Genomic DNA, 14,016 nt, shown 5'->3' with positions numbered 1-14,016 from the left:
GAACAAAAAAGTGGGAATAAGATAAATTTTCTTCGATGGGAAGTAAAATCCCGTATGCATCAATCTGAAAAATTCGTATAAACAGATTGGATTTCTTCATGGAAAAAACCACGATATAGCAAATATCGCTGCAGTTTTACTTTTTCTTTCCATTCTACGGGCAGAGGGTACCCAAATTTACGTTCTGCTACTGATTTTGCCAGTTCACACCAGTCAATATCACATTCATTAAACGCGACAGCGATGGTTTCTTTGTCGATGCCTTTTTGGCCCAGTTCCATCCTGATGCGCTGAGCACCGTAACCCTTACGGCTACGGCTGCTGATATAGCGGCGAGCCAAACGTTCATCGTCCAACCAGCCATGTTCGATACAGTAGAGAATGACTGATTCAATTTCTTCGACAGAAACGCTTCTGGCTATATCAGCCAAATCGGCTTCTGTCGTTTCTGATTGATGTAAATACGCCGCAAGTTTGCGGCGTATTTCTACTTCACTATAATCGCGAACAGTAAGCACGTTCATCGCATAACGTAATGGTTTATTCATTCACAAACCCGTAAGCAACGTTATGCCATACATAATGTCCGAACATTAAAACTCTTCGCTTCCTTCACCCGCCACTTCTTTATCGTAGCTTTCACCTGCCGCTGCCGGGGAGAGTTCATTACCTTTGTGCAACAGCATTTCACGCAGTTTCTTATCCAGCTCGGTAGCAATGGCAGGGTTTTCTTTCAGGAAATTGCAGGCATTCGCTTTACCCTGACCGATTTTTTCACCGTTGTAGCTGTACCAGGCACCCGCTTTTTCAATCAGTTTGTGCTTAACGCCCAGGTCAACCAGTTCACCATGAATGTTGATCCCTTCACCGTACAGGATCTGGAATTCGGCCTGCTTGAAAGGCGCCGCCACTTTATTTTTGACCACTTTCACACGGGTTTCGCTACCAACAACTTCTTCGCCTTCTTTGATAGAACCAATGCGGCGAATATCCAGACGCACGGAAGCATAGAACTTCAGTGCATTACCGCCCGTTGTGGTTTCAGGGTTGCCGAACATGACGCCAATCTTCATACGAATCTGGTTGATGAAAATCAGCAGCGTATTCGCTTGTTTCAGATTGCCCGCCAGCTTACGCATTGCCTGACTCATCATACGAGCGGCAAGGCCCATGTGCGAATCACCGATTTCACCTTCAATTTCCGCTTTGGGCGTCAAGGCGGCAACGGAGTCGACAATGATGACGTCTACCGCGCCAGAACGCGTGAGCGCATCACAAATTTCCAATGCCTGCTCACCCGTATCCGGCTGAGAACACAACAGGTTATCGATATCAACACCAAGCTTTTTGGCGTAAATCGGATCCAACGCATGCTCGGCATCAATAAATGCACAGGTTTTACCTTCGCGCTGAGCAGCAGCGATAACCTGCAAAGTCAGCGTAGTTTTACCTGATGATTCAGGGCCATAGATTTCGACGATTCGGCCCATCGGCAAACCACCCGCGCCCAGGGCGATATCCAGAGACAGAGAACCGGTAGAAATTGTTTCAACATCCATTGAGCGGTCTTCGCCCAAACGCATGATAGAACCTTTACCAAACTGTTTTTCGATCTGACCCAGCGCTGCCGCCAGAGCCTTTTGTTTGTTCTCATCAATAGCCATTTCTACTCCTGTCATGCGGCGTAAAGCTGTCTCTACGCGGTCGCTTAATCATGGATTGCCGAATAATTACTGACATTATACTGTATGCGCATACAGCATCAAGATTATTTTTGCAGAAACTCGTCTAACAGCGTTTGTAACGCAAAATGCACCGATTGCAGGCGCACCTCATTCCTGTCTCCGCTGAATAACACTTTGCGGGTAAAGGCGAGTCCCTGTTTATTGGTAAAACCAAACCAGACCGTCCCGACAGGCTTTTCATCAGAACCGCCGTCCGGGCCGGCAATACCGCTGACCGAGACAGCAAAATCCGCCCCGGCTACGCGTAACGCCCCCGCCGCCATTTCCCCAACCACTTCGGCGCTTACCGCGCCATGCCGGGAAAGCGTGCTTTCATTAACGTGAACCAAATCCTGCTTGGCCTGATTACTGTATGTCACAAAGCCATAATCAAACCAGCCAGAGCTGCCGGCGACATCCGTGATAACTTTCGCCAGCCACCCGCCAGTACAAGATTCCGCACAGGTTACCTTCGCACCACGCGCTTTGAGGCGATCGCCAACCAGACCGCTTAACCGTGAAATGTCAGTTTCCGTCATTGCCGTATCATCTTAATAAGGGGAAATAGGTTTAGGGTAACACTTTTCCTTATAAAAACGGTCTTGTCATCTGATGTGCGAAACGCACCGCAAAGGAAGATACCGCGTTACATAACACTAATCCGCCGCAGGAGGCAGTTCCAAATGAGCATGAAGGGAAGCGAGAAGATAGCTCTTCCGGCTTTGCTTCACCGTCAATATCAGTCAAAATGCCCTAAAGACGCCCTTCCGGGCTGAGAATCCATAGGGAGAATTTCTGGTGCGCCCCTCTTTTTTGAAAAATATTGGCATCAAAAGTGAGAAAGATTCAGATGAAATTCGCAGCAGCATCACGATTGATCGGCCGGCGGAGACTCTGTTTGCTCTCTGGCGTAAACCAGAAACGCTGCCGGTCCTGATGAATCATTTTGCGACTATCGACATTCTCAATCACACCGATTCACGGTGGCGCGTCAACACACCGTTCGGCGCTCTCATTGAATGGCAGGCTCGAATCATTGATGAAAAAACCGGTGAATATATTCACTGGCGCTCCCTTGAAGGCGCTCGAATTCCTAATGAAGGTCGACTGTCGTTCAGGCCCGCGCCATCAGGAACAGGCACCGAAGTGACACTGATGATCCGCTTCGATCCTCCCGGCGGTTTATTGGGGAAAAAAATCAGCCAGATGTTCGATATTTTATCCAAGGATATGCTGACAAAAACGTTACAGCGTTTCAAAAGTCTGGCTGAAAATGACAGTGCCGGTTGAATAGGCAAAGCACGAGTGCTGCATTTCCCGCACAAATAGGCATAATTTAGCGTTACACCGCATATTATCGTTCACTGGAGATTAAATGCTGGAATTGATTCAAACTATCGGCGTTGGCTTAGTCCTTATTTTACCTCTCGCTAACCCCCTCACGACCATCGCCGTATTTCTGGGGCTGAGCGGAGATATGAGTCAGGGCGAAAAGAATCGACAAATATTTCAGACCTCGTTATACGTTTTCATCATTATGACCGTCGCATTTTATGGTGGTCAGTTAGTCATGAACACTTTCGGTATTTCGATTCCCGGCTTACGCATTGCCGGCGGATTAATCGTGGTATATATCGGCTTTCGCATGCTTTTCCCCCAGCAGAAGCCCGAGCATATTCCCGAAGTCAAAAGCAAAGTGGATGAAATTAATAACAGCCGCGTGACCAATACGGTCAATATTGCCTTCGTCCCGTTGGCAATGCCCAGTACCGCGGGCCCAGGGACAATCGCACTCATCATCAGTACCGCCTCACAAATCAAAAGTGGTGTTGACGTTACGCCATGGGTGGTTACGGTAGCGCCCATACTGACCTTTATGCTGGTGAGTTTTATCCTGTGGATGACACTGAAGAGTTCTCATCTGATTATTAAACTGGTCGGGAAAGGCGGCATTGAGGCAATTTCCCGCCTGATGGGCTTTCTGCTGGTGTGCATGGGCGTTCAATTCGTCATTAATGGCACATTAGAGATCGTGAAAAACTATCATTAAAGCTTGAGTTGCGGATATCACCACACCAATAGATTTAACTGTGGCAGGTATAAACCTGGCTGGGGAAATAGCAATCCTCGGCGATTATTATTTCTTATCATGAAAGATGCAGCATATATTACAATATATGACTGATATGACGATTCATTGACAATTTGCCGCTTTCCTTACTATTTCAGGCAAAAAAAATCCCGCACGAGGCGGGAAAAGTCATTCTAATGACAGGGATGGTTAACACAACATTCACAGGGGTGTGATGTATTGACAAGGGATGGAAGAAATATAACAAGAAAAATGTATAGTATTGTCATCATCAGGTAAGGTTAATCAGACGGATGTAAAACAACATTGATATCTGGAATACATTCACTGTCGGATTCTTTTTGCGTTATACGGTAATACTGTCGCTTTTGTTACTGAGCATCACATGGCTAATTATCCGATATCAGGAACCATTACCCATTAACTACGTCATGAAGACATTGCGTTTCACTGAAAACGCAGCTCCCGTGGGTACGGAAGATATACGCGAGAAAAACATAAAAAAGCCAAATCACATCGCCCGAAATTGACCGAACCAATGGATTTGGCAATTCGACAAGGCGCTTAGCGGCTAAGGCTCGCACCGCCGCCTTTCTTCATGACCGAACGAATCTCCGATTCCTGAACGAGATTCAAATCACCGCTGATGGTCAGTTTCAACACGCTGGCGGCAATGGCAAATTCAATCCATTCTTGCTCATCAAACCGATGTAGCAGACCATGCATCAACCCGGCACCAAAGGCATCGCCCGCCGCAACTCCTTCCATTACATGCACTTTATAGCGGTTGGTTTCATGGAATTTGCCTTGGTTCAGCAAAAGCCCCATCCATTGGCTGTCTTCTACGGACTGGATATTACGCAGGACACTGGCAACAACCTTACATCCTGGATATCGGCGGGTAACTTCCAGCATTCCTTCTTTGAAGGCATCGATCTGATCGATACCGCGGGACATATCGCCATCAAATGCTTTGATGCCCAACGTCGCTTCAAAATCTTCATCATTGGCGATACAGATCGTCACGTAGTTCATCAGTTTGGACATGACGACTTGCGCTTTTTCCGGCGACCACATCTTGCCACGATAATTCATATCGCAGACAACAGGGATATTGTGTTGCTGACAATAGGCGCAAGCCGCCGTCACGGCCTGTTCCAACTCAGTTGAAATGGCAGGCGTGATACCGGAAAAATAGAAGTAATCGACATCCTTGAAAATGGCTTCCCAGTCAAACTCCGTTTGTTTGGCTTGCGCGAAAGCACTGCCGGCACGATCGTAAACGACATTGGTTGAGCGTACGCTGGCCCCTTTCTCGAAAAAGTAGATCCCCAGACGGTTACCACCGCGCAACACTTTTGTCGTGTCGACGCCATATTTTCGTAGCGTGGAAAGCGCGGTTTCACCCAACAAATTATCCGGCAGCTTGGTAAGATATGCTGCCTCATTACCCAGCAGCGACAATGACACGGCAACATTGGCTTCTGCACCGCCATATGCCGCTTCAAGAACATCAGACTGAATAATGCGATTGTTACCGAGAGGCTTCAATCGCAGCATCATTTCCCCAAAAGTTAACACTTTCATTTCTTTTATCCATCTCAGAATCAATTAAACACACGATATCCTGCAGAAAAAGGATTGATTAATCAGCATCTTTCAATCTTTATCCACCAATAACCTTATGTGATAGTCACGTTCCATGCAGAAAATAATATCGGCGACGCATGACAATCTCATTGATAGAGCAAGCCTTATAATGTGTCACAAATTGAGGATAATCGATATCTCAATCACGGAGCATTATTGATAATAATGCAATAAAGGCATTTTTTCTTATGCCTATAAAGAATATATATCTGTGTATATTTATTCTACACCGGTATTGCCAGAGTGTTTATTTTCGTTATTCTTCGCTAATAGTAAATATTCAGCTTTTACACCTTTTTCTAATCCGGATTATTCTATATTGAATATCACACAGATATTAAAACTCGATTTTTATGCATCATTGATGACTATTTTCATAAGATAAAGACCTGGACCTCTCTGTAAGCTACATAAGCCTCGACAATGATCGCTGAGATATAACGGATTAATCAAATTTAGCAGCCAATAATAATATCTTTCCGCCAAAATTATTAATGCTCCCGCTATTAACAGGCAAGGCTGGTTCTGCGGTGACGCCGCGAGCGTATTAATCACAGCATGCCTCAACAAAAATACGCCATAAGTCTTCTACCGCTTTAGACATTTTTGTTGCGGGCCGGTAGAGCCGAACCTCTATGGGTATCCAAAGATCGCTGTTTTCATCTGCGGCAACCGCGATCTTTCCGCTATCAATATCTTGCTCAGCGAGCGTTTGTGGGAGCCATGCGACCCCCTCACCCGCTTTTACCATCGCCAACAACGTTGCCGCCAGATCTGAAGTAAAAGCGATATTCATTCCTCTCTTTGCCCGATTAACCGATGAGGTATTCGAAATAATACGCCCTAAACCTGACTCACTACTAAATGATAAATAAGGAAATGTTTTTTTATTCCCGACAGTCCACAGCGGCGTTGATGACTCGGGCGACACCACGCTGTAAGGGATAAGGACATCCCAGCCCAAACGTACGCTGAGAAACTTTTCTGGATCGAGATTGATGTGCATATGAGGGTGGTAGTGACACAGTAAAAACTGAGCCTCCCCCTGAATAAGCAGTCTCTCACAGGCGCTCATCGAATCAGATAGCAGGCGAAACGAACCAAACCTGGCAATCTTTTCATTACGCCTCAATAGCGCGGGAAAAAAGGAAAACGACAATGCATGAGTGGCTGAAAACACAATATCCGGCTGGCCTTGCCCGGCAATATCCAGGGTTTCACTTCTCACCGCATAGAGCGCTCTAATCAAATCCGGGGCTTGCTTACAAAAAACCTCGCCCGCCCTCGTTAAATGCACGCCCCGCTTGTTTCGTTCAAAAAGAGATGTACCTACCCACTCTTCAAGCGACTGGATCCGGCGGCTAAATGCGGGTTGGGTCACATATCGTGAAGCTGCGGCTTTAGAAAAATTGAGGGTATCCGCCAGAGCGATGCAGTCTTCAAGCCATGTTAGCTCTAAGTGATGCCGATTTTGCATTACAGCAATCCTTCTTCGCATTAGATGCAACACATCTTAAGGGCTTAATATAAAGCACAACAAGGCGATTAACCTTTTTATGATTTCACCATCGTGTTTCCTATTTACAAAACGGCATAACCCATCGTCATAAACCCGGATTCATACCTTTGGCATATATGAGTCCGAAAGAATTCATAAACGGGAAGTTTGTTCTGAACCGTTTTATCCCGCTTCCTCAGTACAACATATCTGGAGAGAAAAATGCGTATAACCGACGTAGTTGAAATTACAAAGCCGATTGCTTCCCCCATCAGAAATGCCTATATCGATTTCAGTAAAATGACAACAAGTCTGGTGGCGGTAGTAACCGATGTGGTAATCGATGGCCGTCGCATCGTGGGCTATGGTTTCAATTCTAATGGCCGATACGGTCAGGGCGGCCTTATCCGTGAACGTTTCCGCGATCGTATTCTGCAGGCGGATGCGGACAGTTTGCTGAATACCAAAGGCGATAATCTCGATCCACATCGAATCTGGGATGTGATGATGGCGAATGAAAAGCCAGGCGGTCATGGAGAACGTTCCGTCGCCGTCGGAACGCTGGATATGGCCATCTGGGATGCAACGGCAAAAATCGCAGGGAAACCGCTATTCCGCATGCTGGCAGACATGAAAGGCGTCGAAGCAAACCCGCGCGTCTTTGTCTATGCTGCCGGTGGTTACTATTATCCAGGCAAAGACCTCACCGCACTGCGTCAGGAAATGCGTGGATATCTGAATCGTGGTTACAACGTCGTAAAAATGAAAATTGGCGGCGCATCACTGGATGAAGATCGGCGTCGTATTGATGCCGTATTGGAAGAAATAGGTAATGACGCACAGTTGGCCGTTGATGCAAATGGCCGTTTTAATCTGGAAACCGCGATTGCCTACGCAAAAATGCTGCGCAATTACCCGCTGTTTTGGTACGAGGAAGCGGGTGACCCGCTGGATTACTCGCTACAGGCCGTTTTATCTGAATTCTATCCGGGCCCGATGGCGACGGGTGAAAATCTCTTCTCGCATCAAGATGCGCGTAACCTTCTCCGGTATGGTGATATGCGCCCGGATCGTGATTATCTACAGTTTGACTGCGCGTTATCCTACGGCCTGGTTGAATATTTGCGGACGCTGGATGTACTTAAACAGTTTGGCTGGTCCCCTACTCGTTGCATTCCTCACGGCGGCCACCAGATGTCATTAAACATCGCCGCCGGCTTAGGATTAGGAGGGAATGAAAGTTACCCCGACCTCTTCCAGCCTTATGGCGGATTCCCCGATTCAGTAAAAGTCGAAGACGGCCACATCATCATGCCAGAGCTACCGGGTATCGGCTTTGAAGGTAAATCAGATCTGATAAAAGTCATGCGCGAACTGGCTGAATAATCTCAGGACGTTGACAGGAAACCCGTTGTAATCATTGAATATATAGATTGTTATTTTTTGCCTGGGTGGAAAGGACTTTAGGCTGCCAATCACCTTTAATACCGGTTTTTGGCTCTACGGTAGCTCCATTCAGGCGTTCAATATCAGTTGCGATATTTCCCAGCCACACTTTCTGTTTTGGAAAGTAATAAAAGGAGTTCATTGGCTATCTGGTGAGTTGGGTCAAGTAAAGTGAATTCGTCAATATTGACGATGAGATCAAAGCAGGTCATATCCCGAAACTGGCTAACAGCATTCGTAACTTTAGTACTTCCTCAGCCAGCTTGGCGAAAACGCGCGCCGATCTGAAGATTAAAGAAACCGCCGCTCCTGGATGCTGGGACGACATGCCCAGTTGGCTTGAAAACTCTTCACCGGTTCGAACGCCGGTGACATAGAGTTGAGATTCATGCAGGCGAGCTATCGGGCAGCTTGGCGACACCGATACGGTCGGCGAGGACCATAGCCTGCTGACGGAACTTTGTCGTGTATTTATTACGGGATGTTTGCTTCACGGATTTTGCTTGTGTCATGGTTCACCGGTTAACGATTTTATTCGCTTAGCAGCGTGTCCACTATTTAGGATCATTACCTCTTAAACAATAAAACCTGTCTGGATCTGCAGAGTTAATTCTGGTAAAATAGCTATTGATTACAATGAACTAACGTCAACGCCGTATCTGGGGGGCTAAACTGTATATATATACCATTATTATATTAACAGTCATGTTTTATATTGTTTTTATAATATATAAAAAAAACAAACAGAAGAGAGAAAGAAACAGACTCGTTGAGCCCTTGGTTCTGTTTTTTGAAAAAAGGCACAGAGAACTTGATGTCGGGGAACTTAACTTAACGGAAAAGGTTCAATTCAGTGTGATTAAAAACGTCATCAAATGTCTGGATCAGAATGAAAAAGAAGAATTCCGTAAGCATTTAAAGTCATATAGGGAAATTAAAGAACGCCTAATCGATAAAAAATATTACGAAAATGAAAAGACGTTATTACTTAAACGAGCAAAAAAGCATATTGAAGACATATTATCCGCTATACATATTCAGCTATGAATATGTATAGCGGATAATAAGAACAATACCTGATTTATATTTTATTTATTAGTTAATATCTTGTTTCGAGTATCCACATATTAGCGCCAAAGCCAGATGCTATTTGGGTACACTCAGAAGCAGGAACGCCAATATAAGTAATGGTAAACACCGAATTAACCACGCCAGAAGGGCTATCCGTTGTTGAAGGCTTCAAGAATGTCAGAGGCATATCCCGCGCTGACCATTTCTTCACTTTCATACTGTGCCAGAGCGCAATTCCTGAAAGGTGCTCTTCACTTCTTCGATCTGGACTCGTTTGCTTTCCTGCTTAAACGCGCCCGAATTAACCAACCCCATTAGCTATCATCTCTTTTGTTTCTGGCATTGAGCTTCATTTGGGGACATCTCCTCTAGACCGAACACGTCATGCCCCCACCGATACCCCCAACTCACCGTAGATTTCTGTGAACGTGAGTAGACGAGCAGAGACAATAAGGGCCGTGAAACCGCGTATTATAAGGCTTTAAAGGGTATTTGAGTAGACCTGGGGAGACGTTAAAATAGGTAGGATGGTGCCGATAATAGGAGTCGAACCTACGACCTTCGCATTACGAACTCAAAAAAATGGTGTTTCGTGATGTTTCCCTGTATTCGCCAATGAGCATAAATTTTCTTAAAATCATTGCGTTATAAAAACTCTTTGTTCGTCTAGGTGTTCCGAAGTTTCGCTTTATACTGGGTTAAATGAGTCCCCCAAAGTGTACCCGAAATCAGGAGCTGTCATGACAATAATCACGCAAGATAGGCAGATCGCCGCCCTGACGGTGACCAACGAAGAAAAAGAAAATATCGTTTCCGTAAAATCCAAAGCAGGTGGAGGTCTTTATATCCGGGTGCGTAACGGAAATGACAGCAAAAGCTGGATATACCGCTACCGTATCGCCCAGAAGCAAGCAAAATTAACACTGGGTGCCTACCCTGCAATGACACTAGCACAAGCACGGCAAGCTCATGCAGAAGCCGTTGAGTGGGTGAAAAAAGGCATCGATCCCCGTTATGTCAGGCAAAATGAGAAACAACAGAACGAGCAAATGCTCACATTTGCTGAACTATGGAAAGACTGGCTGACATTTCGAGCCAAAACCAAACCCATTGGCGATCGCACACTGTCTGACTATGAAGGTGCATATCGCCGTCATCTTGAAAAAGTGCTGGGCCGAGTTCGAGTTTGCGATCTGTCCCGAGCCATGATTTACGAGCACCTGAGTCGTGTTCGTCAGAACAGTGTAGAAGCGGTTCGCAAGGGATTAATTATCCTCAACATGACTCTCGACCATGCGGCTCTGAAAGGGCTTATCGAACACAACCCGGCGCGTTTACTCAAACCAGCCATGTTTAATGCATCAATGGGCAAACCGCGTGAGCGCTGGTTACCACAAGGCGAACTAAAATTGCTGTGGGAAGCACTGGGAAATGCCTCCCTTGGAGGCGGAGCTATTGCAACGGGAGGACGCGGCGTTGCCTCTAGCTCCGTTCTTTCTATATCAATAGCTAACGCACTGCGTCTGATTATTCTGACTGGCGTTCGCCGCTCAGAAGCCGCTGGAATGCGTTGGGATCAAATCAATGGCGACAGATGGACGATACCCGAAACCAAAAACGGTAAGAGCCATATTGTCACACTTCATCCTCTAGCTCTTTCGTTGTTGGAACAGCAAAGCATCCTTTCTGATGGCGCTTATGTGTTTGAATCCATCAGTAAGCCCGGTTTTGCTGTAACCGGTGACGCCATTACTCGGGCACTGGAGCGTGTCCGCTCAAAATATTTGGCAGAGGTAGCCCCCTTTTCTCCTCATGACCTACGTCGTAGCGTAGCGACAGGCTGTGCAGAGTATCTTGATGCCCCTGAGCGCCTGATTGAATTACTATTGAACCATGTGCCAAAAGATCGGCTGATACGAACTTATCAGGTGGGGCAACAGGCGGAAAAACTGCGTAAACTGTTTTTGCGTTGGGGGGATTTTATTGAACAAGAGGTTGCTGGTTTCGGCAAAGATAAGCCAAATAATGTGGTGCAGGTAAAGTTTGGTGGACAGGCCCAAGGGGATTAACATATAGGTAACTATACGCCAATGAGGACAAGATAGAATGCTTCAACAATTAGATACCGCTGACAGCGTTCGCCGCGAGGTTGCTCCCCGTATTACTCAAAAACGCAAAGCCGAGTTTGGTCAATTCATGACCCCCTCTACCGTGGCTAGATTTATGGCGAATATGTTTCCGCCCAGCACTCTGCCAACTTGCCGGCTATTAGATGCAGGAGCAGGGGTGGGAGCGCTTTCTTGCGCATTTTTAGATCGCTGGATTGCTGGTGGCTTCGGGTTCGAAACCGTAGAGACCACAGCCTACGAAATTGACGATGCTCTGCGCGGCCACCTCAAGCAACATCTGGAGAACTACAGCCAAGTTAAAGCCAACGTTATAGCAGGAGATTACATTAATCTAGCAACCAATGGGGACAAGCAGTCTAAAGATTACACACACGCAATCCTCAATCCTCCCTATAAAAAGATCAATAGTAACTCACCCCATAGGCTGGCCTTGCGCTCTGTAGGCATTGAGACAGTAAATCTCTATTCTGCCTTTGTCGCGTTAGCCGTGTCACAAGCCGCGCCGGGAGGACAGATCGTAGCGATTATTCCTCGTAGTTTCTGTAATGGACCATACTATCGTCCATTCCGTGACTTCATCGTTAAACATGCGGCTATTCGCCATATGCATCTTTTTGCTTCTCGTAATAAAGCTTTCAAAGACGACGACGTCCTACAAGAAAATGTAATCATTCGACTTGAGCGAGGTAGCCAGCAAGGGCCTGTAACAATTACCACATCAACTGATGATAGCTTCACTGATCTTGTCACTCATGAGTATCCATTTGATCAAATCGTACATCCTGATGATCCAGAGAGATTCATCCACATCCCCACATCCCCCGAGAAATGTGTCATCGAGTTATCGTCCACTATTCGTTATACGCTAACTGATCTGGGTATCAAGGTATCGACAGGACCAGTGGTAGATTTCCGCCTGAAAGAACACCTGCGAGATATGCCTGAAGAGGATACCGTACCATTAATTTATCCGGGGCATCTGAGCATCAACGGGACAGTATGGCCAGTAGCACATTTGAAGAAACCAAACGCAATTTTGCGTAATGAAGCGACAGAAAAATGGCTATATCCAAATGGCTTCTATTGTGTGGTACGCCGTTTTTCATCGAAAGAGGAGAAACGACGTATAGCGGCAAGTGTCGTTGAGCCTACAGCCTTTGGGGAGCATTCCGTATTAGGGTTTGAGAACCATCTCAACCTATTTCACGATAACAAACACGGCTTGCCCGAATTACTGGCAAGAGGCTTAGCTGTATTCCTCAACTCGACTGCCGTGGACAAAAGTTTCCGCCGTTTCAACGGTCATACGCAAGTTAATGCGACCGACCTCAAGATGATGAAGTACCCTAACCGTGAGATGTTAATCGAACTGGGGAAATGGGCCAAACAGCATGGAAAAATTACCCAAGACATGATCGATAAACAATGTGGAAAACTGATTGCATGACCGACGAACAAAAAGAATATATTGAAGCAGCCCAGCAAATCATCGTTTCTCTAGGTTTGCCAAGAGCTCAGCAAAACGAACGTTCTGCACTTTCTTTACTTGCCCTATTGAATCTCACGCCGGGTAAAGCATGGGCTAATGCAGAGAACCCACTAATGGGCATCACACCAATCATGGATTGGACTCGAGAGCGCTATGGTAAAGAATATGCACCAAACACACGCGAAACGTTCCGCCGCCAAACTATGCATCAATTTTGCGATGCTGGCATAGCTCTCTATAATCCAGATAAACCCGACCGTCCAGTGAATAGCCCTAAAGCAGTTTACCAAATTGAGTCGGCGACATTGTCCTTATTGCACACTTTCGGTACGGCGCAGTGGTCTGAAAATCTCGCAGCTTATTTAGCTGGGCGAGAAACGCTGATCGCTAAATATGCCAAAACACGCGAGCAGAACCGAATTCCTGTAGAGATCGCTCCAGGCAGGAAAATCACCCTAAGCCCCGGCGATCATAGCGAGTTAATCAGGGACATCATTGAGGACTTTGCTCCTCGATTTGCGCCGGGCAGCATACTGATCTATGCCGGTGACACGGGTGATAAGTGGGGCTACTTCGATGCCGTTATGTTGGCTGAATTGGATGTAAATGTAGATTCACACGGCAAAATGCCCGATGTAGTGCTGTATTTTACTGAGAAAAATTGGCTACTTCTGGTGGAGTCAGTGACCAGCCACGGCCCAGTGGATGGTAAGCGCTATGCCGAACTCACTAAGCTATTTGCCAGTTCAAAGGCTGGGCTAGTCTATGTGACCGCCTTCCCGAACCGCGCAATCATGGGTCGTTATCTCGGCGAGATCGCATGGGAGACAGAGGTATGGGTAGCTGATGCGCCTTCGCATCTGATACATTTCAATGGGGTACGTTTTTTAGGACCGTACCCTAACGAGGTTGAGTAA

General features: G+C 46.4%; 13 protein-coding genes. 8 read left to right on the top strand and 5 right to left on the bottom strand.

Going from position 1 to position 14,016, the window contains the following annotated elements:
- Nucleotides 1-59: 59 nt before the first annotated feature.
- From recX to pncC, 3 genes are all read right to left on the bottom strand, one after another.
- On the bottom strand, nucleotides 60-548 hold the full coding sequence (gene recX, locus B4923_RS18095) for a recombination regulator RecX (RefSeq protein WP_109055767.1): 489 nt from the start codon (nucleotides 546-548) through the stop codon (nucleotides 60-62).
- 45 nt (nucleotides 549-593) lie between these two features.
- The gene (gene recA, locus B4923_RS18090; protein ID WP_109055766.1) at nucleotides 594-1,664 is read right to left on the bottom strand and encodes a recombinase RecA; all 1,071 of its coding nucleotides are present in this window, start codon (nucleotides 1,662-1,664) and stop codon (nucleotides 594-596) included.
- 104 nt (nucleotides 1,665-1,768) lie between these two features.
- On the bottom strand, nucleotides 1,769-2,263 hold the full coding sequence (pncC, locus tag B4923_RS18085; RefSeq protein ID WP_109055765.1) for a nicotinamide-nucleotide amidase: 495 nt from the start codon (nucleotides 2,261-2,263) through the stop codon (nucleotides 1,769-1,771).
- A 259-nt stretch (nucleotides 2,264-2,522) separates the two neighbouring features.
- Between pncC and B4923_RS18080 the strand changes: the two genes are divergently transcribed.
- Both B4923_RS18080 and B4923_RS18075 read left to right on the top strand, forming a co-directional pair.
- Entirely contained in the window at nucleotides 2,523-3,014 is a 492-nt protein-coding gene (locus B4923_RS18080) for an SRPBCC family protein (protein WP_109055764.1), read from the top strand.
- 85 nt (nucleotides 3,015-3,099) lie between these two features.
- Nucleotides 3,100-3,774, top strand: a complete 675-nt coding sequence (locus B4923_RS18075; protein WP_109055763.1) for a MarC family NAAT transporter — start codon at nucleotides 3,100-3,102, stop codon at nucleotides 3,772-3,774.
- 606 nt (nucleotides 3,775-4,380) lie between these two features.
- Here the strand turns inward: B4923_RS18075 and B4923_RS18070 are convergent.
- Nucleotides 4,381-5,403 carry a sugar kinase gene (locus B4923_RS18070; RefSeq protein WP_109055762.1) on the bottom strand — a complete coding sequence of 341 codons (1,023 nt, stop codon included), beginning with the start codon at nucleotides 5,401-5,403 and terminating at the stop codon, nucleotides 4,381-4,383.
- A 610-nt stretch (nucleotides 5,404-6,013) separates the two neighbouring features.
- Complete coding sequence (locus B4923_RS18065) at nucleotides 6,014-6,943, bottom strand: LysR family transcriptional regulator (RefSeq protein WP_109055761.1); 930 nt, start codon at nucleotides 6,941-6,943, stop codon at nucleotides 6,014-6,016.
- Between the two features lie 243 nt (nucleotides 6,944-7,186).
- On the opposite strand from B4923_RS18065, the gene B4923_RS18060 reads away from it, so the two are divergent.
- The 6 genes from B4923_RS18060 to B4923_RS18040 all read left to right on the top strand — a co-directional run bounded on the left by B4923_RS18060 (nucleotide 7,187) and on the right by B4923_RS18040 (nucleotide 14,016).
- Complete coding sequence (locus B4923_RS18060; RefSeq protein ID WP_109055760.1) at nucleotides 7,187-8,350, top strand: mandelate racemase/muconate lactonizing enzyme family protein; 1,164 nt, start codon at nucleotides 7,187-7,189, stop codon at nucleotides 8,348-8,350.
- 765 nt (nucleotides 8,351-9,115) lie between these two features.
- On the top strand, nucleotides 9,116-9,457 hold the full coding sequence (locus B4923_RS20965) for a hypothetical protein (RefSeq protein WP_109055759.1): 342 nt from the start codon (nucleotides 9,116-9,118) through the stop codon (nucleotides 9,455-9,457).
- Between the two features lie 198 nt (nucleotides 9,458-9,655).
- Nucleotides 9,656-9,799 (top strand): hypothetical protein, encoded by a 144-nt coding sequence (locus B4923_RS20960; RefSeq protein WP_170116088.1) that lies wholly within the window; start codon nucleotides 9,656-9,658, stop codon nucleotides 9,797-9,799.
- A gap of 422 nt (nucleotides 9,800-10,221) precedes the next feature.
- Entirely contained in the window at nucleotides 10,222-11,550 is a 1,329-nt protein-coding gene (locus B4923_RS18050) for a tyrosine-type recombinase/integrase (protein WP_109055758.1), read from the top strand.
- Nucleotides 11,551-11,587: 37 nt separating this feature from the next.
- Entirely contained in the window at nucleotides 11,588-13,057 is a 1,470-nt protein-coding gene (locus tag B4923_RS18045; protein WP_109055757.1) for an Eco57I restriction-modification methylase domain-containing protein, read from the top strand.
- On the top strand, nucleotides 13,054-14,016 hold the full coding sequence (locus tag B4923_RS18040; protein WP_109055756.1) for a BsuBI/PstI family type II restriction endonuclease: 963 nt from the start codon (nucleotides 13,054-13,056) through the stop codon (nucleotides 14,014-14,016). The genes B4923_RS18045 and B4923_RS18040 overlap by 4 nt, the downstream gene beginning before the upstream one ends.

It is taken from the genome of Brenneria roseae subsp. americana, assembly GCF_003115815.1.
Taxonomy (GTDB): Bacteria; Pseudomonadota; Gammaproteobacteria; order Enterobacterales; family Enterobacteriaceae; genus Brenneria; species Brenneria roseae.
Note: the sequence above shows the minus strand (reverse complement) of the source record. Positions and strands in the feature narration are given on the sequence as shown.